We start from the raw sequence: 19,346 nt of genomic DNA, 5'->3' as shown, positions 1-19,346 counted from the left end.
CCCCGCGCCGAGCGCTCGCTCGGCTCGCTCAGCTCCCGCGGCGCGCTCAGCTCCCGCGGCGCGCTCAGCTCCCGCGAATGCGGGCGTACGCGGCGAGCGCGCGCTCCCGGGTGAAGGGCAGCTCGACGATCGGCATCCGCCCGGCGCTGTCGGGCGCCCAGCGGCCGACGTAGCGGCCCTCGGGGTCGAACTTCTTCTCCTGCAGCAGCGGGTTGAAGACGCGGAAGTAGGGCGCGGCGTCGGCCCCGCATCCCGCCACCCACTGCCAGTTGAACGGGTTGCTCGCCTGGTCGGCGTCGACGAGGGTGTCCCAGAACCAGCGTTCGCCGACGCGCCAGTCGGTGAGCAGGTTCTTGGTGAGGAACGAGGCGGTCACCATCCGCACCCGGTTGTGCATGGCCCCCGTGCGCCAGAGTTCGCGCATGCCGGCGTCGACGAGCGGGAAGCCGGTCTCGCCGCGCTGCCACGCGCCGAGCAGTTCGGCGTCGGGCTCGGCCCACTCGAAGGCGTCGAAGCGGCGGTCGAGATTGCGCTCGGCGAGGTCCGGGGCGTGGAAGAGGGTGTGCCAGGCGAACTCGCGCCAGCCGAGCTCGCCGAGGAACGCGGCGGACGCCCGGCCGGGTTCGGTGGCGCGGTGCCACACGGTGCGCGGGCTGAGCTCGCCCCAGCGCAGGTGCGGCGAGAGGTTCGAGGTCGCGTCGATCGAGGGCACGTCGCGGTCGTCGGCGTAGTCGTCGACGCGTTCGTCGAGGAAGGTCTCGAGCCGTTCGAGGGCGGCGACCTCCCCCGGCTGCCAGGTCTCGGCGAGCCCGCCTGCCCAGTCGGGGCGGGTGGGCAGCAGCCCCCAGTCGTCGAGCCGGTCGGAGCGCACCGGGCCGGCCGCGTCGCGGAGCGTGTCGGGCGCGTCGAGCGGCCGCGCGGGCGGCGGTGCGGCGAGGCACGCCCGCCAGAACGGCGAGTACACCCGGTACGGGCCGCCCTCCTTCGTGGTGATCGTCCACGGTTCGTGCAGCAGGCCGCCAGGCAGCGAGTCGGCGGTGAGCCCGGCGTCGCGCAGCTCGCGTTTCAGCGCGGCATCCACCTCGCGTTCCGCGCCGCCGTAGCGGCGGTTCCAGAGCACGCGGTCGGCGCCCGCCTCGGCGACGACGCGCGGCACCTCCTCGCCGGCCGGGCCGCGGCGCAGCACGAGGGTCGCGCCGAGCTCGGCGAGCGAGGCGGCGAGCGCGGTGAGCGAGTGGTGCAGCCACCAGCGGGCTGCGCCGCCGAGCGGGCGGATGCCGGCGGATGCCTCGTCGAGCACGTAGACGCAGACGACGCCGCCCGGGTCGTCGGCGGCGGCCGCGAGCGCGGGGTGGTCGGCGATCCGCAGGTCGTCGCGGAACCAGACGACGGTGGTCACGAGCTCGCTCCCGCGTGCTCGCGCGCGCCCGCCTCGGCCTCGGCGGTGATGCGGTTCGCCATGCCGGCGAAGATGACGCCGTGGAAGGGCAGGATGGCCCACCAGTACAGCCGTCCGGCGAGCCCCTTCGGGAAGTACACGGCGCGCTGGTGGTAGCGGGAGCCGCCGCCGGGCGCCTCCTCCGCCGAGAGCTCGAGCCAGGCCCGGCCCGGCACCCGCATCTCGGCGCGCAGCCGCAGCGAGCGCCCGCGCTCCAGCGACTCGACCCGCCAGAAGTCGACGACCTCGCCCTCGTGCAGCTCGTGCGGGTCGCGCCGGCCGCGCACGAGGCCGACGCCGCCGACGAGCTTGTCGATCCAGCCGCGCACCGCCCAGGCGAGCGGGAACGAGTACCAGCCGTTCTCGCCGCCGACGCCCTCGATGACGCGCCACAGCTCGGCGGCGGGGGCCGCGCAGGCGCGGGTGCGCTCGTCGGTGTAGACGGTGTGGCCCGCCCAGTCCGGGTCGCTCGGCAGCGGGTCGCTCGGCGCGCCGGGGGCGGCGGCGTTGCGCCAGCTCGTCTCGACCTCGCCCGCGCGCTCGCGTTCGAGGGCGAGGCGCACGGCCGTGCGGTACGGCAGCAGGCCCTCGGCGGGCGGCGGGATGACCTCGTCGATGTCGTGGTCGTGCATGACGCAGTCGTACTGCAGCGACTCGATGATGGGCACGGCGAGCCGGCGGGGGATGGGGGTGACGAGGTTCACCCACTGCCCCGCGAGCCACGGGGTCAGCACGGGTAGCGCGGCGATGGGCCGCTGCGGCAGGCCGGCTTCGACCGCGTAGCCGTTCATGAGCTGCCCGTAGCGCAGCACGTCGGGCCCGCCGATGTCGAAGGCGCGGTTCACCTCGGGCGGCGCGTCGAGCGCCCCGATCAGGTAGTGGAGTACATCGCGCACCGCGATCGGCTGGATGAAGGAGCGCACCCAGCGCGGCGCGGGCATGTACGGCAGCACCTCGGTGAGGTGGCGGATCATCTCGAAGGAGGTCGAGCCGGAGCCGATCACGACGCCCGCCTGCAGCACGATCGTCGGCACGCCCGAGCGCAGCAGGATCTCGCCGACCTCGGCCCGCGAGCGCAGGTGGCGCGACAGCGGCACGCCCGGCGGGTGCAGGCCGCCGAGGTAGACGATGCGGCGCACGCCGTGCTCGCGCGCGGAGGCGGCGAACTGCTCGGTCATGGCGCGCTCGCTCGCCTCGAAGTCGCCGGGCGCGCCCATGGAGTGCACGAGCCAGTACGCGGCGTCGACGCCGGTCATCGCCTCGTCGACCGCCCGGCGGTCGGTGAGGTCGCCCTCGACGATCTCGACGTCGCCGGCCCAGGGGGCCTCGGCGAGCCGGGAGGGGTGCCTCGCGATGAGCCGCACCTCGTGGCCGGCCGCGAGCAGCCTCGGGACGAGCCGTCCCCCGAGGTAGCCGGTCGCGCCGGTCACGAGCACCTTCATGGCGTCGGCAGCCACTCCGCGGTGCGCTCGACGAAGCGTTCGAGCTCGTCGAGGGAGCCGCTCGGGGTGATCGCGCGCAGCACGAGCTCGTCGACATGGCCGTCGTAGGCGGCGAGCCGCTCGGCATCCGAGATGGTCGTGTCGATGGCGTCGAAGCCGAGGCGGGCGAAGTTCGCCGCGTAGGCGGGGAACGACTGGTAGCGCGCCGACTCCTCTTCGAGCGGCGGGCGGGCGGCGGGCTCGACGATGGTGCGGGCGTAGAGCACGGCGCGCACCTCGCGGCCGGCGGCCTGCCGGTGCAGCTCCTCGCGGGCGGCGGCGCCGGCATCGGGGGTGAGCCAGTTCAGCAGCACGGCGTCGGCCTCGCGGGCGGCGAGCTCGCGCATCTTGGGGCCGAGCGCGCCGACCGCGAGCGAGGCCGAGGTGCGGGCGCGAAGCTCGGCGAGGCCGTCGCGCACGAGCCCGAGCGGCTTCGCGGCGCGCCCCGAGCCGATGCCGATGAGGGTGCGCTCGGCGGGCAGGCCGTCGAGGTCGAGGGAGGCGGCGGGCCGGCGGTCGAGCGGGATGACGCCCGTCGCGACGCCGAGCCCGCTCGTGACCGCGGCCGCCTCGCGGAGGCCGGCGAGCGAGTCGCCGCCGGGCACGTCGTTCAGCCAGAGGGCGTGGAAGCCGAGCCGTTCGATGCGCGGCGCGAGGGCCCGCACGTGCTCGGCCGGCGTGGTGCCGATGAGTCCGATCGAGTACGCGGTGGCCATGTCGGTCTCAGCTCGCGTAGCCGCCCACGAGGCGCACCGCGCCGCCGTCGACGCCCTTGGCGCCCTGCTCCCAGCCGTCGCCCGGGGGCGTGCCGTGGGCGACGGTGCCGAGCCGCCAGGACGGCAGGCCGAGCCGGTCGAGCTCGGCGACGACCGCGTCGGCGGCCTGGTCGGCGACGACGGCGAAGAAGCCGACGCCGAGGTTCCAGGTGCCCTCGGTCGATTCGAGCGTGGTGCCGGCGAGCTCGTTCAGCACCCGGAACACGGGGGCCGGCGACCAGGTGGTGCGGTCGAGCTCGGCGTAGGAGCCCTTCGGCAGCACCCGGGCGAGGTTCGCGGCGAGGCCGCCGCCGGTGACGTGCGAGAGGGCGTGCACCGCGTCGCCGTGCTCGCCCTCGAGCAGCTCGACGAGCTGGCCCGAGTAGAGGCGGGTGGGTTCGAGCAGGGCCTCGCCCCAGCTCGTGCCGAGCTCGGCGGCGTGGTCGCCGTAGCCGATGCCGGCGTCGCGCAGGATGGCCCGTACGAGCGAGAAGCCGTTCGAGTGCAGGCCGCTCGAGGAGATCGCGATGACGGCGTCGCCGTCGCGCACCTTCTCGGCGCCGAGGGCGCGGTCGGCCTCGACGATGCCGACCGCGGCGCCCGCGACGTCGTAGTCGTCGGCGCCCATGAGGCCCGGGTGCTCGGCCGTCTCGCCGCCGACGAGGGCGGTGCCGGTGTCGGCGCAGGCCCGGGCGATGCCGGTGACGATGGTGGCGATGCGCTCGGGCACGACCTTGCCGCAGGCGATGTAGTCGGTCATGAAGAGCGGCTTCGCCCCGACCACGACGATGTCGTCGACGACCATGCCGACGAGGTCTTGCCCGATGGTGTCGTGCTTGTCGAGCGCCTGGGCGATGGCGATCTTCGTGCCGACGCCGTCGGTCGAGGTCGCCAGCAGCGGCCGGGCGTAGTCCTTCGCGAAGGACAGGTCGAAGAGGCCGGCGAAGCCGCCCACCCCGCCAAGCACCTGTGGCCCGTGGGTGGCGGCGACCTGCGCCTTCATCAGTTCGACGGCGAGGTCGCCGGCGGCGGTGTCGACTCCAGCCGCGGCGTAGGACGAGTTGGCGCTCACCCTCCAAGGGTAGCGGCGGTTGGGCGACTAGAATTCAGTCATGCATGCGGGGGCGACGCCGTCGTGGGTGATCCGTGAGAATGCGGGTCGCGGAATCCTGCTCGCGCTCTATCTCCGCGAGGTGCTCGCGGTCGGGGCGCCCGCCGAGCTGCCCCGGTTGCGCGACATCGGCGCGGTCGGCAGCCGCGCCCCCGACGACGGCCGGCTCGAACGCCAGTGGCGCTCGTGGTGGGAGATGACCGTCGAGCCGGAGGAGCATCCGTCGCCCGTTCCGCTCGAACTCGTCGAGGCGTACGGCACCGCCATCGCCCTGCCCCGCAGCGGATCCGAAGAACTGGCCCGTGCCGTCGTGCCGCACGCGGGCGCGGCGCTCGCCTGGGTGGAGTGGGCCGAGGAGAGCTACCGCACCGCCTCGAAGTCGCGCCGCGGCGACTCGTACCGGGCGTACGCCGGCACCATCGCCGAGCACGAGCGCGAGGTGGGCCGCCGCGCGCACTCCTTCGAGCTGAACGTCGAGGTGCTGCCGCTCGCCGAAGTCGGCGTCTGGTGGATCGGCCGCAAGACCGTCGCCGTCACCGACTCGCTGCGCAGCGACGCCGCCGCCTTCGACGACGCCATCCACCCCATCATCGCCGAGCTGGCGTAGGGCGGTCAGGCGCGGAGCGCGCCCGCGGCCAGCGCGTTCGGTCAGTCGTCGAGCGGAAGCGCAGCGATCCAGCCGATGTCTCCCATGTTCGGGTCGCGGTCGAGCGCCCGCCACGCGGACATGGCGACCTCGAAGCCGTCGACAGACCACGGATGAAACCGACCGGTGTTGCCGTCGAGGTTGCCCATCACGGCATCCGTCAACAGCGCCTTCAGGATGACGGCACCCAGCTCGCGCACCCGCTCGTCGGAGACGCCCGGAAACGCTCGCCGGGTCCTCCACGGCAACGCCCAGAGCTCGACGTAGTCGTCCTTGAGCTCCTCGCGGAAGTCCGAGACGATCTCCTCGACGATGAGTTCGTCGAAGGTCCACTCCTTGCGGAGGTACACCCATTCCTCCCCCTCGTTCAAGATGAGGGCCATCGGGCGTGGAATCCAGATCGCGGCGATCTGCACCGCGTACTCCGACGTGAAGTCGGCGACGACGCGGCGCTCCGCGAGGGAGACATCCGCCCGGTCCTCCTCGCCCGGGTCGTGCTCGAAGAGGAACCGGCCCGCGATCGATCCGCCGTCCCAGCGAACCGCCACTGCGCGGAGCCCCGGCGTCACCAGCCCCCGGAGCGCCCGCTGCATCGACAGCAGCACCGAGACTCTGATCGGCGGACGCCCCTCCCGCCCGCTCGTGCCGAGCGTCATGGATGCATCCTGACGTGTGCTGAGCCGCCGCTGACCAGATCGATCGTGATCTCGCCCGCGCTCAGCCGGGCGTTGAGCGCGACGCCTTCGAAGTCGATCCGCTCCACCTGTGTATCCCCGAGGTAGCGCCGGACTGAAGAGTCGCACACGATGAGCCAGCCCCCGTCGAGGCGAAACACGGTCGCGATGTCCTCATCCACGTGAACGACGCCGAGCTCGTCGTCGGCGTGCGCCGGCAGCGCCAGGAGCTCGCGGGCGGACCACGCGTACCCGACATCGCTCGCGCCGAAGGAGAGCCCACGCCATCCGGAGATCGGCACCGACCAGGATGCCGCGCCGGCCAGCTCAACCCTGAGTTCGCTCGTCCGGACGTCGCCGGCCGTCCCAACGTTCCGAAGCGCATACTGATGCTGAAGGTGGACGAACCGTACGTGGCCGACGCGCTGTTGAGCCTCCGCCGGACGATAGCGAACGTAGACGTCGCCGTCGCTCCAGATTTCCTCGTACACCAGGAGTGCGCGCTCCGCCTGCTCCCGCGTACGGAAGTCGGGGGCGGTCCTCGCGTGCTCCACAAGCGCTTCCCGAATCTCCGGCCACCGGAGTTCACGCATCGTGTACTCGAGGATCTCGAGCGCGCCAAGCGGCCACTCCTCGAGCAGGGCTACAAACGACTGAACCGCGACCGAACGCTCGAGCAGGCCTGACTGGAGCAATTCGAGGAGATCGAGAAGCCGATTCTCATATGAGTTGACCCCGGGGTAGCGCTCGGCCGCCCACAACACCGAAGAGATCGCTTCGGTCAGCGCGGCCTCGAAATCCGGCGCCGGACCGCCAGCGGCTCCCCGAGTCATGATTCACGCCTCCCGCCGGTTTTGCTCACGGCCGGTCGCCGCCACCCGTTCCGCCGGGGTTGCAGCACGACAGCAGGGTCGAGGCCGAGCGCCCGCAGTTGTCGTTCGACGTCGGCGACGAACGCGCGGATGCCGGCATCCACCTCTGCCCAGTCGAATGGGCCGAGGACGGAGCCAGGGCGATAGCAGGAGGCGACCGTCCAGCCGGCCGAGGACGGCGTGATCTCCACCGTGTCCACCTCCTCGAGCGACATCGAGTCGAACTGGAAGCTGGCGCGAGGCGTTGCGCGCCACGAGGAGAGGAGCCAGGCGAGCTCGACGACGGGGAAGGTCGGCTCTTCGAACAGGATGGCGTCGTCCGACGCGATCCGCAGGGTGCCGTCGACCGCGATGAGGAAGTCTGCCTGGGTGGCACCGCGCAGCTCCGCGGCATCCAGCCGGTCGACGGTGATGTGCAACCGCATCGTTCCCCCAGGGCAGTCGCGGGCGCTCGGCCGAACGGCTGACCCTGCCCGTTCCTGGAGCGTAGCGGTCGGCGCGGGGATCAGTTGTACCACCGCAGCTCCGGCGGCAGCTCGCCCGGGTGGTCGCGCAGGTACCGCTTGGCAACCCTCCGCGCCCGATGCCAGGACGGGGCTCGCACGAGCGAGAACACCATGATGAACGCCGCCCCGAACCAGAACAGACCGCCGAGCGCGAGCGCCGGAACCAGTTCGGGCATCATCTGCTCGAACAGGAAGCAGCCGACCCAGGCGATGACCGCACCGAGCACCACGTTCAGGTACGGATTGTGCATCGCCGGGCTGACGGCGAAGATCGGCCGGTCCTGCTCGTGGCCCTTCGGGTTGATCCGGCCGCGACCCTCTGCCGCGATCAGCCGTTCGAGTTCGGGGTCCCTCGCTGCGCGCTGCTGCGTTCCGTACCAGCCCTTCGACGACCACGGCGCGTTCATGCGGCTGCCCTTCGATCCGGTGTCCTCCGTCATGCGGCGGAGTCCGTCGCGAAGCCCTCCGGCGCGTTCATCGCGCCTCGTTCGGCTGGCGCTCGGGTGCAGACGCAGCGATGCGGCGCTCGAACTGGTCGAGCACCTTGATGAGCTGCGGCCTGCGCATCCTCGAAGTTCCGAGCGGGCGCGCCCGAAGCGGAAGGACGATGACCTCACCGGTCTCCCGACTCGCGCAGGAGATCGTGTCGACGCGGCCGACGTACGACTCCTCCGCGCGGAGGTCGGCGCCCTCCAGCTCGATCCATTCGACGGACGCCAGGAGTTCCGCCTTCCCCCGCGCCCGCCGGACCTCCAACCGCGCATCCGCGAGAACGGCGATGAAGAACTCCTCCCAGCCTGGGGCTGGGAGCGAGCTCCGAAGGAGCGCGGTGAGCCGGTCGGGAAGGTCGAGCGGTCGACGCACGAGATACACGGGATCGGTGGTCTGTCGCTGCATCCGCTTCCACGCGAGCACCTTCGGCGCTTCGAACGCCAGCGCCAGGAGGACCCAGAATGTCAGGATCGCGAGCAGGGCGATGCCGAGGGCGCCGACCCGTTCCCACCCTCGCGATGCCGACTCGGAGAATCCGGTCAGCAGGATCGCCGCGACCACGAGCGCGAGCAGGAGGCCGAACGAGACGGCGGCCGTCCAGGCCGCGAGCCGCAGCGCGCGTGCCAGCGGCCGCCGCCGCTTCGCGCGATCCGTCATCGGTGCCTTCACTCCGTGAGCCGGCCGCCCTAGCTGTACCACTGCAGGTTCTCCGGCATCTCGCCGCCGTGCTCGGCGATGTGACGACGCACGGCGGCACGGGCCCGGTGCCAGCCCGGGATGCGCCAGACCGCGATGGCCAGCCCCATGAGCCCGAAGAACCACATGAAGCCGGCCATCCACCACGCGAACGTTGCATCCGGCACGGTGACGATGAGGAACAGGCCGCCCGCAAGAACCGCTGCCACATACAGGAGCGCAAGGTAGGGACTGTGAATCATCGCGCGCGGGTGAAGCGAGCGGCTGCCGCGAGGATCGATGCGCCCGCGCCGGGATGCCTGGACGACCGCCTCGATCGCCGGATCCTCCGCCGCCCTGACTTCGTCGGTGTACCAGCCCTCGGCCTGCCACGGCAGCTGCACATTCGGATGGCGCTCCCGCCAACTCCGCCGTTCGCGGCGACCGCTCATGAACCCTCCTTTGGGATCACCGGATCACCGGGATCAAGCGAAGAGCACTCTCCGTTCCTCGCACGCTCGATTCAAGCATGAGCGGCTCGTCTGCGCGATCATCTCCGCGGACGACACGACGGTCACTGCCTCACCAACCGCGTCCGCTCAGTCTCTTGGCACACGTCTCGGCCGAAGCGTTTTTCGATTTCAGGAAGATGCTCTTCGAGAAACCGTGCATAGCCGGCGTCGAGCACTGCTGACGTCTCCCGACGCCCGAGCAGCATCCGGCGCACGAGCGAGAGCGAATACCACTGCGCGTCATCATGGGCGGGCTGGAGATCGAGGAACAGTACCCGCGATCACGGATCAGCTGCATCCGAAGCGTCGCCGACTCGATGACGAGCAGGGCATCGCCACCGTTCGAAGTCGAGACCTGGAAACCGGCAATCCGATACCGAGCATCGGACCAGATCCAGCTCAGGTGAGTGACGAGGAACCCCAAGATCTGGTTCACGTGAGTTCCAACGATTGCAACGCGCTCGACACTTGCCCGGCGTCGCCCGCCAGCACGACGTGGAACGGCGCGGCCGGCCGGTCCCACCACTCGCCCCGCTCGATCGCCGATGACCACGCTCGTGCCGCTGAGGTGAGTGACTGAACGAACCAGAACAGCTCGCCCTCTGCCTCATCGGCGAGGAGCTGATCAGGTTGCAGCACCACGATCACCAATCCTGCTCCCAGGGCCAGACCTTCGAGATCAGCGAGGCACTCGTCGAAGGCATCCCGGTTTTCGCCGAAGTAGGACGGGAACTGTAGCGCCGCGGCGAACTCGTCGAACAGGCGCGGAATGGTGCGCATCTTGCGACCACGCACTGTTCGAACGGTCATGCCATGCTGAGCCCACTCGGCGGCCGCCGAAGCGATCTCACCATCGCTTCCGACGAATGCCAACGGGCGAAGGGTTGTCTCGATTCTGGTAAGCGACTCGACCTCAATCATCGGCTCGGCCCTCCTCACGACGGAACCACTGGCCATCCTCGCCGGTGTCGAGGTTCCCGATCGTTGCCAGCCCCAGCTCTCCCCAGATGTTCCGTGTCGAGACCACCTGCGCGAGCGGCCCGGTCGTTCCCCCGATCTGCAAGCTGAGTTCCTGCGGGGTCGGTGGGCTGATCCACCACTCTCCACTCCCGCTTACGGTTGGCACCGTGGTGCCCTCTGGTGGATTCCAGTGCCGAAGTTCCAGGTTATGGACCTCTGCCTCGCCGTCCGGCAGCAGCACTATTCGAGCATTTCCAGACTCGCTGACCCAAGTCCCGGTCGCCTCCTCGACGGATAGCGGCTGCTGCAGTCGGCTCACCGTGCTCGCGATACCGGCAACGGCGGCAACGAAGATGACGACAACCAGAGCAACCCAAGCGAGCGCCCAGAGACGAGTTCGCCTGGACACACCGGTCATTGCGGGCCCCTCGGCTGGTTCTTCCACGGACCCTGGAGAGAGATCCCATCGGTGGTGGTCCTCAGGAACAACATCCGGTCGTACTCCCAGCCTTGCTCCCGCATCTGCATGGATCGCCCGCAGACGTACTCGACCAGGATCGGTCCCCGAGGATGCACGCGGTACGGCGAGCGGTACTCCTCACGATCGGACCAACTCGAGAAGTAGCGCGGCTCCATGAGATAAAACGAGGGCGGCTCCGTCCCGAACGACACCTTCGTCAGCTCCGGCGGGTTCACGTCGAGCGCATCAGATATACCCAGCGGAATGATCAGAACCGGAACGATCCCGGCGCCATGGCGGTGAGCCAATGCACCCAGTTCGACAAGCTCAGCCGCTAGCGATTTCAGGTCGAGTTTCTCGGGAAACCCGGCGATCTCATCGATGTGGTTCGTCGCGAAGTAGCTCCCGGCCACCTGCATTTCTCGGACGCGATCATCGAACCATCGGGCCAGGTACTGCTTCGTCATTCGGGATCACCCTTCGGCATCAGCTCTGCGTACGACTGCTGCGCTCGTTCGTAGGCGGTCACATACCGCCAGTACGCGATCCCGACGCTCACCGTGATGAGCGACAAGAACCAGATCGGCGGGAGTTCGAAGGTGATCGGCCACCAGATGGCCAAGGCCACGACCGGTCCTCCGAGGAGGCCTCCGATGACGCCGAGCCAGATCGACGGCATCCGATCGATCGAAGCGAGCCGTCGGCAAGCGATCATGATCGATCCGACCAGCATCAACACCGACAGAAGGACGCCGAAGTACGCGACGCCGACGAAGATCGCCCAGAAGAGCATGACCGGGTTCCGCACCGCCTCCACGATGATCACGGCCAGCACGCTCGTGCCGGCGATCACGCCACCCAAGAACGTGTACGCGAGGAACGGCGACCAGCCCAGCGACCTGACGATCATCGAGTCCTGTTCGCCATCTGCCCCTCGGCCCCTACTTCACGAAATCGGAGCGGAGAATCCGCCCCGTCTCAGCATCCAACACAACCCGGTGTCCGCTCCAGCTCGACGCGCTGATCTCGGTATCGCCGACTGAGACGGCCACATAGGCGTCGGGCTGGCTCCCCGGCCAGTAGCTCAGCCCGCCAACCCACCGATCCGTCGCCCGCGATGCAGCCGACGCCGCGTCCAGCAGCGCGATTCGATTCATCCTTGATGCAGTCATCGCTCAGCGCTCTCCCTCAGGGGGTCGATCAAGAAGACGGGCGCCTCCGACTCGATCGTGAGTGTGCCGAAGTCGCCGACGACGACGTACGTTTCGCCCACCTTCACGAAGGAGTCGATGGAGCCGAGGTCCGTTTCGCCCGACGGGTCGATGCCGGCACGCACCAGGCCATCAGCCTCCCAGCGCAGCGTTCGGATCGAATCGAACACGAGCTCGCCGCGCCGGTAGCAGTACTGTTCGCCCGGCCGGGGCGGTGCGAACTCGGGATGCGACTCCGTCAGCACCGCATCGACGCGGAACACGATCCGGTCGGCGTGCCGAACGATCTCCAGCACCCAGCTTTCTTCGAAGGAGAGATCCTCCAGGCCAGGGATGCCCGAGTAGTCGGCCGTCTCGCCCGCGCTCATTCGCCCCACTTCAAGTACCGCCCGCCGCCTGGTCGCGCCCCGAATGCCCGGAACGCGAACGACTCGATGACGTCAGCCCACTCGGCGGGACTGCGCCTCGTCTCATTCACCCGCAGCTCCGCCCCGCTGGCGTCGGCGACGCCGTAGATGTCGCGCGCGCCACTGCGGGTCAGGATGTTGGCGAAGTGGAAGGTGCCCTCGTAGCCGAACCACGCGATCACGGCGCCAGCGCCGACGGCCTGCGAGAGATACGCGCCCAGGGCGTCCTCCACCTCGTCAGGGAGCTCGCTGAACCTCAGGTCGTACTCGAAGCACACGAACTCCGGGTAGAAGGACTCCAGGTCCTCCAGCTCGTACGTCCGCACACTATCGGGCTGCGGAGCGAACCGGATGGCGGGCACAGCTCCGCCGGCGCTCCGGGGCCAGAACGTGAACAGGCTCAGCGTCCGCGTCGCCGACCCCCACGACACCGCGTCATCGAAGCGGTCCATGCGAGCTCCGCCGTATGCCTCGTCAAAGGCCACGACCGCCTCCACCGCGACGGACCGGATCTCACTCCACTCATCGCTGCCGAGATCATCGAACCGCCACCCGAGCGTGTCAGAGTCCAGCATGCCGTCAAGGCGCCGGCACAGAGACTCGCAGCGCGGAGCTCTCCGGCGCAGTTCGCCAGCCAGGGGAACGAAGTAGCCATCGAACTCGAGAGCAAGCTCATCGAGCAGGTCCGCTGTGCCGAGTGCTGTCAGGTACCTCATCTGATCAGCAGGAGGAGACGCGAGCCGGGTCAGGGCGTCCCGGAACGCGGATACGAACGCTCGCGTTGTCACGGGATCATCCCTGCCACGTCCCCACTTCGTCGATTCACCCGCCCAAGGGCTGTGGCCCCCTGATGGCCGCCAACAAGTCCTATCCCAGCCGCAAGCGCCCCGCAGGAGCCGGGATGTCTGGAGCATACTCGGCCTTCATGCCCCGCATTGCGGCCTAGCGAACGAACGGGATCGGGGCCAACATGCCGAGCGCCCGCAACCTTGCACGAAGCTCGACAACGTCCGCAGCGTCAACGTCTGCAATCGAATTCGCGCTCGCAAAGAGCACGCCTTCACCTACGCGCTCACCAAAGCCAAGCGCGGGCGCATCCGACGCGCGCTGCAAGTACGTCAACCACCCGATGGCCGGTTCCCGTGGAGCCGGCGACTGCGCGACGTGCAGCTCGTGCGTCGCCCAGGTGGCCCAGCTCGGAGCCCACGCCTCCACGACCGCCTTCATCAGCGCTTGCCCCACATCCAGCGAATACAACCCCGCTGAGCTCGCATCCAGCTCAGGAAGATTCAGCACGAAGCTGTTCAAGACCGACGGCGTACTCGGATCAGCACCAGCAGTAAGACTGAGACCAATCGCTGGGCGAGTGCCGTTCCACGCCCCAAAAGAGAACCCGAGATCCTCGATGATCGCACCGTCGTCATCCCGGTTCCGCCCGCGCTCAAGGAGCGCAGTCAAGGACGCTTCACTCACGTCAATCGGCGTCTTCGCCGACTTCCTACTCCCCCCACGCTGGAACCAGGTTCTCAGGGCAGGATGCAGGCCCGCCATCCCGGCCAAGCACGAAGCGAGACGCTCGGCAATCTCCGCCGACGACTCCACCCGCCCACCCCAATAGGCACCAAGGAATGAACTCTCCACTGACACGTCTCTCCCTTGCCGGGACATGGACAACATTGATCTGATTCTTCATCGATGAAGAGGTGCTCGATCGCTTTCACCGCCGATTCCTCTGCGACTGATCCCGTGATGGGCGTACCGCCTTTGCCGTGCCACACCGGCGGGCGCCAGGATCACCCCTCGGAGTCCCTGATGCGATCACGTGCGGCCTGCACGCGCTCCCAGTAGTCGCCCGCGAAGAGGGCCGGATTTGCGGACTCCAGCATCGTTTCTAGATTCCACGCGGCCCGCTGCTCCGCTTGATCCTCAAACCCGATCTGCGAGCGCTCGTTGACGCGGTGCAGCCACTCGAAGAGCACGAGCACCTCGTCTTCGGTGAGCTCGATCGAGATCTTGCGTGACATCAGCTCATTCACCGCCATCCGCGCGAGCTTGTCGCTCCGCCAACAGCAGCCCACGAACCTGGCTCTGCAAGGCCCGCAGGTCTCCTCTCTCCCATCCCAGCCGTGTCTGGAACTCCCACGGCTCCACCGCCTCGAGCGTTTCCCTGATCGCTCCCACGAGCATCGACAGTTCGCCGAGCGTCAGAGCGACTGCGACCTCGTCCTCTCCGAGCTGCCCCGCAATCGCAGGTGCCGAGCCAAGCTGTACTCGTCTCATTCCTAGCTCCTCCACCGGGTGTTCTGCTTGACCCCAGATTCTCAGATCGCTCGATCGGCAGCGATACCCGCCGCCTCGATGAGATGAAGTCGATGCGCACCTCATGCGTGCCATGAAAGCGCCGGTCTCATTCCAACTTCCTCATCCGACGTCTCGCGAAAGTAGTCGCACCGTTGAGCAGCTCGCTCGCATGCCAGCCCATGCCTGACTAGGCGCGGCCTCAGTCAGCTCGCGACAAGTAGACCCAACGCACACCGTCGTGCGGCGACAGCTGACGCCATTCCAGAACCTCGAGCAGGAAATCCACCTCGACGTCTGGGCCAACCAAGTCTTCGAAGTCGCCGACTATGTCGTCGATGTCTTCGTAGTCCGTTTCGGTGACTTCGGAGAGCTGGAACCTCAGTCGCAGTCTCGTCCCATCCACTTCGACCCCATACGCGAGGGTATGCACCGGGATGAGTCCTAGCGTGGCTGCCGCCGCCTGAGCCACGGCATAGTTCTCCCAGACAGGTGCTCGGGCGGGATCCTCAGGCGTGGGATACTTCATGGCTCCCAATTCGGATTCATGCGAGACAACGCCCGGTGCTCGTGCGCCTTGCACTGACCGCCTCGCGACGTGCGACGCGCAATCATTCCAGCCACCTGGCCGGACACTGCGGTGGCTTCCAGCCTTCGCGGGTCGCGATCGCCCCACCTGGCTCACGCCCCTTCACGATCGAATCAAGATGCACGATATCGCTCACCCCGATGAGAACCCACCGCTTGCTAGCGGAATAGCCATCACCCTAGAGACCACTCGCGTTGGAAGCTACCGGGCTCCAGGATGCTCGGCATTGCGACGATCGATGATCGCCAACCACCGTACGAATTCATCCGTCTGCGGAGGACGGGGCGAGCCAAGCAACGAATCAATGTCGAGGCTCACTCCCCGAACGTTCACCGTGCCGTGCTCACGCCGAGAACCGCGAGCCGCGATCGTTGCATGCGCGTAGGAGAGAACGGATGCCTCAGGATCAGCATTCGTCCGATACTTCGGGTCCTCACCAGCGAACCCCATGATCACAGGGCGTTGGTACGCCACATTCTTCTTGCCCCAGACGAAGAACTCCCAGCTCAAGTTCGAGTGCCGCGCAATGGCCAGCTCTCCCAAGAAGACCGCAATGTCGTGTGCAACGGAGAACCAGAACGGTGGGAGGTGACCGGGACGTTCAGAATCAGGCTCGACCCCGGCGAGGAACCAGTCGTTGAGCTCCTGCACGTGCCCATCGTCATCGCTCAACTCAACCCCGTCACGAGCCACAAGATCCCTCAGCATTTCGATGCGAGACACTCGAGATTCCAAGAATGCGTCGTACGCCGCGCGAGCCTGAGCGCGCGGAAGTTCCTCGCTGCGAACCGGCCCAGGTAGCCAGAGCGCATATCCACGGCCTTCGACCGTCATTCCACTACCGTCCACTCGATGCCTGCCCTTCTCAACGCATCAGCTAGACCCGAAGGACGGAATCTGTCACCGCGATGCGGTCCCCGACGACGACGACCGTTGTCCCCTCAAGATCGCTTTCGCGCATTACCGCCTCAAGCAACACCTCGTCCCCCCGCTGTCGCACGGACACCTTCGCGATCGACTCACGTTCGAGGGTAAGGAGGCACAAGCTTCCCGAATCCCATCGGACATGGACGGCAGCTGCGATCTCATCCCACGTGAACCGGACCTCGTCACCGTTGGAGGACCGAGCTACGACCGACGTCACCCAGGGTTCACCGCCCCGTCGCAATTCAATCGGAAGCCCCGCCAGCTCGCTGAGCTCGGGGGTCTCCATTCCGCCTGAACTCACGAATTCCCCCTTTGCAATCGCGTGCTACCTGGCAATCACGGCACTTCTGGCGAGAGCTGAATGCGCACTCCGAAGACGCTTCGCGCATCCTCCACGAACTCCGGGCCCGCTGAACGAGGCAGGCGCTCTCGCCACCAAGGGCCGGCATCCCGTACGCGTACACCGCTCTCAAGTACATCCCGCAGCCGAGTGTCTGAATCTTCCAACTGTCGCGAGAACGCTTCCCAGCCTTCGAGTGTCGCGAGCGGCTCATCTTGACGAGCGCGCTCAAGCCACTCGCGAACCACGAGCTCATTCTCGTAGTCGTAGAGTCCGTCAACATATCCTGCTGCGATCTGGTCGACCAATGCTCGCCAGTCTTCCAACAGTTCCCAGCACGACTCAGCAGATCGTCGCCCGATGTCGCCGATGACCACATGGAACCGTTCGTCGAAGTCCATACCCCTCATTCCTGATTCCAAGCTCGCGGGCGGCTCCTCTGACGAAGTACCTCTGCACATACGAGGGCCTACCGCCACTCTGGCCCTGCGTCTTCTCCCGCGCTACTGAGAGGTTTCAAGATTCAGTCCACACGTCATCATCAGAGTGAGCTTCGCCCGACGCATCCAACGCCTCGCCCAGCAACGAATCGACGCTCTCGTAGTCATCCGGATAGAGCGAAGCCAACACGACCTGATCTACTTTCGGCGCTTCAGCAGGGCAGTTGCTTCCTTTCCGAAAGTAGGGTCGCTCCGGAGCGCTTCTACGACCTCCCGGCCGTGGTTCCCACCCACCTTGAGGATGGACCGGATGAAGTGGATCCGGGACTGACCGCGTTCCTCGACGGACAAGAACTCGATCAGGTCGTCGAGTTGATCCTTCGTCGCACAGGCAGCCAGCGCGACCGCCGTGCCTTCTTCCTCGCCCGCATCCCTGGCATGAAGCCAGCGCTCCTTGAGCCGCGTCCAGAAAGCCACTGAGGGCTTCACCGCCAACGCTCGGCCCAAGCTCTCCATCACGCGCTCGGGATAGCCGCCGCGCTCCAGATGCTCCATCAGCACCGGCAGGGCAGCCGGATACGGCTCCGAGGTGTTCACCAGATCCCAGACAGAGTCGACCTGGACACCTGCTTCGCGCAGGTCTGCAACGATCGGGTGCTCCGCCTCACGGAGCAGCCGAGCCCGCGCCTGCCACTCTGCCTCAGCCGCCTGAACCTTGCCTTGGTACTCCGGATCGTTCTGAAGTTCAGTCATGAGATCCGTGGCACTGATCCCAGGCCTTTCGTTCCGTCCCGTCATGGGATGAACCATAGCCAGCAGATGAGGCACGGCGTCAGTCAACTCGCGAAAGGTAGACCCAGCACACGCCGTCGTGCGGCGACAGCCGACGCCATTCGAGGACTTCGAGTAGAAAATCCACCTCGACATCTGGGCCAACCAAGTCTTCGAAGTCACCGACGATGTCGTCGATGTCTTCGTCGTCCGTTTCAGTGACTTCGGAGAGCTGAAACCGCAGTCGCAGTCTCGTCCCATCCACTTCGACCCCATAGGCGAGCGTGTGCTCCGGGATGTGCCCTCGCGATGCTTCCACCGCCTGCGCGATGACATAGTTCTCCCACACCGGTGCTCGGGCGGGATCCTCAGGCGAGGGGTACTTCATGACTTCCATTTCGGATTATGGGGGACAACACTCGGTGCTCGCATCCCCTTGATGAAAAAGACGTCAGTCAACTGCTCGGCGTGTCCTGGTCCATGTCGACGGGCCGTTCATCAGCCGCCGGAACGCTGTTTGCGAGTTAGTCAAAGCGCGAAATTCCGTCGGAAGTCGTCCTCATGAACAACGCGCGGCTGTACTCCCATCCTTCCTCCCGCATCTGGATTGATCTTCCGCAGACGTACTCGATCAACAGCCCCCCGGGATGCGCGAGGTATGGGGACCGGTACTCCTCGCGATCGGACCACCGCGAGAACTGCCGCGGCTCCATCAGATAGAACGATGGAGGTTTACTTCCGAAAGCAACCCCGGCCAGCTCGGGCGGGTGGGGATCGAGCACCTCGGAGACACCGAGTGGCACGACCAAGACCGGGACGATTCCCTCACCATGGCCGCGAGCCAGCGACCCCAGCTGCGTCAGAACTGCTGCCAAGGTCTTGATATCGGGGGAGTCTGGGATCCCGTCGATCGCAGTTACATGGTCGGTCTCGAAGAAGCTCCCGGAGACGCGCATCCTCTCGACAGTTTCATCGAACCAACGTGCAAGCTGCTCGTGCATCATTTTGGAACTCCCCACCCGTTCTCGATCGAGAGTTTGCGTCTCACCATCAGCGCGTGTGGTCCTGGATCGCGTTCGCGAACGCCGCCTTGTCAAGGTCGCTCAAGGGCATCCCCCATCCCGCTGGTGGTCGAATCTCATCCAACTCGATATCTGGAGCAAACCACTTGGGGCCCGACGTGCTCCAGTCGCCGCGATCCTCTGCGGTCATCAAGATAGCGATGTCCCAATCTCGTTGCGCGAAGAACCCCCACGAACCGCTCGAACCTGCGAGGGCAAAGGCGTTGAGAGAGAACATGAGCGCCCCGATAGCTTTGCCGTTCGGTTCCCAGCTCAAGCCCTTGCGGTAACCACGGCCGACCGAGTCGGCAGCGAGGCGCATCCCGGGCGCGAAGCCGAAAAATTCCCGGTAGTAGGCGAGGTCGGGATCCAGACCGAGCATGAGTACTTCTTCGTCTTCGTACTGATCAACAAGTGATTCAAGGACCGGAACGATAACGTCGCTCAACACGATTGAGTACTCAAACACCGCAACCTGGCCCGCGTCAACGCGGAACGGCCACTGCGGGAAATGGGCACCAGTGTCCACGACCGCTTCGATCTGCTTCCGACATGCGTCCCACGCATGCTCGTCGCCGAACACTGCACTCATCGCCATGCCCTCCATGTCATTCCCCGGTGCCCGCGTCACCACGTCGGCCGCGGCGGCACCTTCCTCGATACGAAGCTCTTTCACCACGATGTACAGCAGGTGACTTCGCTCACCCAATCGAAAAGCCC

General features: G+C 67.2%; 28 protein-coding genes. 1 reads left to right on the top strand and 27 read right to left on the bottom strand.

From position 1 onward, the window contains the following. Positions 1-64: 64 nt before the first annotated feature. Genes MTP13_RS07150 through purM form a run of 4 tightly spaced genes read right to left on the bottom strand, consistent with a single transcriptional unit; the run spans position 65 to position 4,746 of the window. Entirely contained in the window at positions 65-1,399 is a 1,335-nt protein-coding gene (locus MTP13_RS07150) for a cryptochrome/photolyase family protein (RefSeq protein ID WP_243570377.1), read from the bottom strand. Beyond that, on the bottom strand, positions 1,396-2,880 hold the full coding sequence (locus MTP13_RS07145) for an SDR family oxidoreductase (protein ID WP_243570942.1): 1,485 nt from the start codon (positions 2,878-2,880) through the stop codon (positions 1,396-1,398). Before MTP13_RS07145 ends, MTP13_RS07150 begins: the two co-directional genes overlap by 4 nt. Continuing rightward, on the bottom strand, positions 2,877-3,635 hold the full coding sequence (locus tag MTP13_RS07140; protein WP_243570376.1) for an LLM class flavin-dependent oxidoreductase: 759 nt from the start codon (positions 3,633-3,635) through the stop codon (positions 2,877-2,879). The genes MTP13_RS07145 and MTP13_RS07140 overlap by 4 nt, the downstream gene beginning before the upstream one ends. 7 nt (positions 3,636-3,642) lie before the next feature. Further along, positions 3,643-4,746, bottom strand: coding sequence for a phosphoribosylformylglycinamidine cyclo-ligase (gene purM, locus MTP13_RS07135; RefSeq protein WP_243570375.1), 1,104 nt, complete (start codon positions 4,744-4,746; stop codon positions 3,643-3,645). Positions 4,747-4,786: 40 nt separating this feature from the next. Between purM and MTP13_RS07130 the strand changes: the two genes are divergently transcribed. After that, positions 4,787-5,392 carry a zinc-binding alcohol dehydrogenase gene (locus MTP13_RS07130; protein WP_243570374.1) on the top strand — a complete coding sequence of 202 codons (606 nt, stop codon included), beginning with the start codon at positions 4,787-4,789 and terminating at the stop codon, positions 5,390-5,392. Positions 5,393-5,433: 41 nt separating this feature from the next. Here MTP13_RS07130 and MTP13_RS07125 read toward each other — a convergent pair whose 3' ends face one another. From MTP13_RS07125 to MTP13_RS07015, 23 genes are all read right to left on the bottom strand, one after another. Then, positions 5,434-6,087 carry a MafI2 family immunity protein gene (locus tag MTP13_RS07125; RefSeq protein ID WP_243570373.1) on the bottom strand — a complete coding sequence of 218 codons (654 nt, stop codon included), beginning with the start codon at positions 6,085-6,087 and terminating at the stop codon, positions 5,434-5,436. After that, positions 6,084-6,938, bottom strand: a complete 855-nt coding sequence (locus MTP13_RS07120; RefSeq protein ID WP_243570372.1) for a hypothetical protein — start codon at positions 6,936-6,938, stop codon at positions 6,084-6,086. Before MTP13_RS07120 ends, MTP13_RS07125 begins: the two co-directional genes overlap by 4 nt. Then, a complete protein-coding gene (locus MTP13_RS07115) occupies positions 6,935-7,402 on the bottom strand; it encodes a DUF7878 domain-containing protein (RefSeq protein WP_243570371.1) in 468 nt (155 codons plus the stop codon). Before MTP13_RS07115 ends, MTP13_RS07120 begins: the two co-directional genes overlap by 4 nt. A gap of 80 nt (positions 7,403-7,482) precedes the next feature. After that, positions 7,483-7,923: a hypothetical protein gene (locus MTP13_RS07110; protein ID WP_243570370.1), complete on the bottom strand. Its 441-nt coding sequence runs from the start codon at positions 7,921-7,923 to the stop codon at positions 7,483-7,485. Positions 7,924-7,957: 34 nt separating this feature from the next. Continuing rightward, the gene (locus MTP13_RS07105; RefSeq protein WP_243570369.1) at positions 7,958-8,632 is read right to left on the bottom strand and encodes a hypothetical protein; all 675 of its coding nucleotides are present in this window, start codon (positions 8,630-8,632) and stop codon (positions 7,958-7,960) included. 29 nt (positions 8,633-8,661) lie between these two features. Then, complete coding sequence (locus MTP13_RS07100; RefSeq protein WP_243570368.1) at positions 8,662-9,102, bottom strand: hypothetical protein; 441 nt, start codon at positions 9,100-9,102, stop codon at positions 8,662-8,664. A 130-nt stretch (positions 9,103-9,232) separates the two neighbouring features. Beyond that, entirely contained in the window at positions 9,233-9,598 is a 366-nt protein-coding gene (locus tag MTP13_RS07095) for a hypothetical protein (protein WP_243570367.1), read from the bottom strand. After that, positions 9,595-10,083: a barstar family protein gene (locus tag MTP13_RS07090; RefSeq protein ID WP_243570366.1), complete on the bottom strand. Its 489-nt coding sequence runs from the start codon at positions 10,081-10,083 to the stop codon at positions 9,595-9,597. Before MTP13_RS07090 ends, MTP13_RS07095 begins: the two co-directional genes overlap by 4 nt. Next, positions 10,076-10,540, bottom strand: a complete 465-nt coding sequence (locus tag MTP13_RS07085) for a hypothetical protein (protein ID WP_243570365.1) — start codon at positions 10,538-10,540, stop codon at positions 10,076-10,078. Before MTP13_RS07085 ends, MTP13_RS07090 begins: the two co-directional genes overlap by 8 nt. Next, positions 10,537-11,049, bottom strand: a complete 513-nt coding sequence (locus MTP13_RS07080) for a hypothetical protein (RefSeq protein WP_243570364.1) — start codon at positions 11,047-11,049, stop codon at positions 10,537-10,539. The genes MTP13_RS07085 and MTP13_RS07080 overlap by 4 nt, the downstream gene beginning before the upstream one ends. Then, on the bottom strand, positions 11,046-11,435 hold the full coding sequence (locus MTP13_RS07075) for a hypothetical protein (protein ID WP_243570363.1): 390 nt from the start codon (positions 11,433-11,435) through the stop codon (positions 11,046-11,048). Before MTP13_RS07075 ends, MTP13_RS07080 begins: the two co-directional genes overlap by 4 nt. Positions 11,436-11,750: 315 nt before the next feature. After that, positions 11,751-12,161: a hypothetical protein gene (locus MTP13_RS07070; RefSeq protein ID WP_243570362.1), complete on the bottom strand. Its 411-nt coding sequence runs from the start codon at positions 12,159-12,161 to the stop codon at positions 11,751-11,753. Beyond that, positions 12,158-12,988, bottom strand: coding sequence for a hypothetical protein (locus MTP13_RS07065; protein WP_243570361.1), 831 nt, complete (start codon positions 12,986-12,988; stop codon positions 12,158-12,160). Before MTP13_RS07065 ends, MTP13_RS07070 begins: the two co-directional genes overlap by 4 nt. A gap of 154 nt (positions 12,989-13,142) precedes the next feature. Continuing rightward, the gene (locus MTP13_RS07060) at positions 13,143-13,847 is read right to left on the bottom strand and encodes an immunity 52 family protein (RefSeq protein ID WP_243570360.1); all 705 of its coding nucleotides are present in this window, start codon (positions 13,845-13,847) and stop codon (positions 13,143-13,145) included. A 146-nt stretch (positions 13,848-13,993) separates the two neighbouring features. Beyond that, positions 13,994-14,224 carry a hypothetical protein gene (locus MTP13_RS07055; protein ID WP_243570359.1) on the bottom strand — a complete coding sequence of 77 codons (231 nt, stop codon included), beginning with the start codon at positions 14,222-14,224 and terminating at the stop codon, positions 13,994-13,996. A 4-nt stretch (positions 14,225-14,228) separates the two neighbouring features. Continuing rightward, the gene (locus MTP13_RS07050; protein ID WP_243570358.1) at positions 14,229-14,480 is read right to left on the bottom strand and encodes a hypothetical protein; all 252 of its coding nucleotides are present in this window, start codon (positions 14,478-14,480) and stop codon (positions 14,229-14,231) included. Positions 14,481-14,700: 220 nt separating this feature from the next. Beyond that, complete coding sequence (locus tag MTP13_RS07045; protein ID WP_243570357.1) at positions 14,701-15,027, bottom strand: hypothetical protein; 327 nt, start codon at positions 15,025-15,027, stop codon at positions 14,701-14,703. A gap of 261 nt (positions 15,028-15,288) precedes the next feature. Further along, on the bottom strand, positions 15,289-15,738 hold the full coding sequence (locus MTP13_RS07040) for a hypothetical protein (RefSeq protein ID WP_243570356.1): 450 nt from the start codon (positions 15,736-15,738) through the stop codon (positions 15,289-15,291). 612 nt (positions 15,739-16,350) lie between these two features. Continuing rightward, entirely contained in the window at positions 16,351-16,755 is a 405-nt protein-coding gene (locus MTP13_RS07035; RefSeq protein ID WP_243570355.1) for a hypothetical protein, read from the bottom strand. Positions 16,756-16,992: 237 nt separating this feature from the next. After that, positions 16,993-17,547, bottom strand: coding sequence for a hypothetical protein (locus MTP13_RS07030; protein WP_243570354.1), 555 nt, complete (start codon positions 17,545-17,547; stop codon positions 16,993-16,995). 79 nt (positions 17,548-17,626) lie between these two features. Further along, complete coding sequence (locus MTP13_RS07025) at positions 17,627-17,962, bottom strand: hypothetical protein (protein WP_243570353.1); 336 nt, start codon at positions 17,960-17,962, stop codon at positions 17,627-17,629. A 127-nt stretch (positions 17,963-18,089) separates the two neighbouring features. Continuing rightward, complete coding sequence (locus MTP13_RS07020) at positions 18,090-18,569, bottom strand: hypothetical protein (RefSeq protein WP_243570352.1); 480 nt, start codon at positions 18,567-18,569, stop codon at positions 18,090-18,092. A gap of 46 nt (positions 18,570-18,615) precedes the next feature. After that, positions 18,616-19,305 (bottom strand): hypothetical protein, encoded by a 690-nt coding sequence (locus MTP13_RS07015; protein ID WP_243570351.1) that lies wholly within the window; start codon positions 19,303-19,305, stop codon positions 18,616-18,618. Positions 19,306-19,346: the final 41 nt, after the last annotated feature.

The sequence above is a fragment of the Agromyces soli genome, assembly GCF_022811605.1.
GTDB classification, from domain to species: Bacteria; Actinomycetota; Actinomycetes; order Actinomycetales; family Microbacteriaceae; genus Agromyces; species Agromyces soli.
Note: the sequence above shows the minus strand (reverse complement) of the source record. Positions and strands in the feature narration are given on the sequence as shown.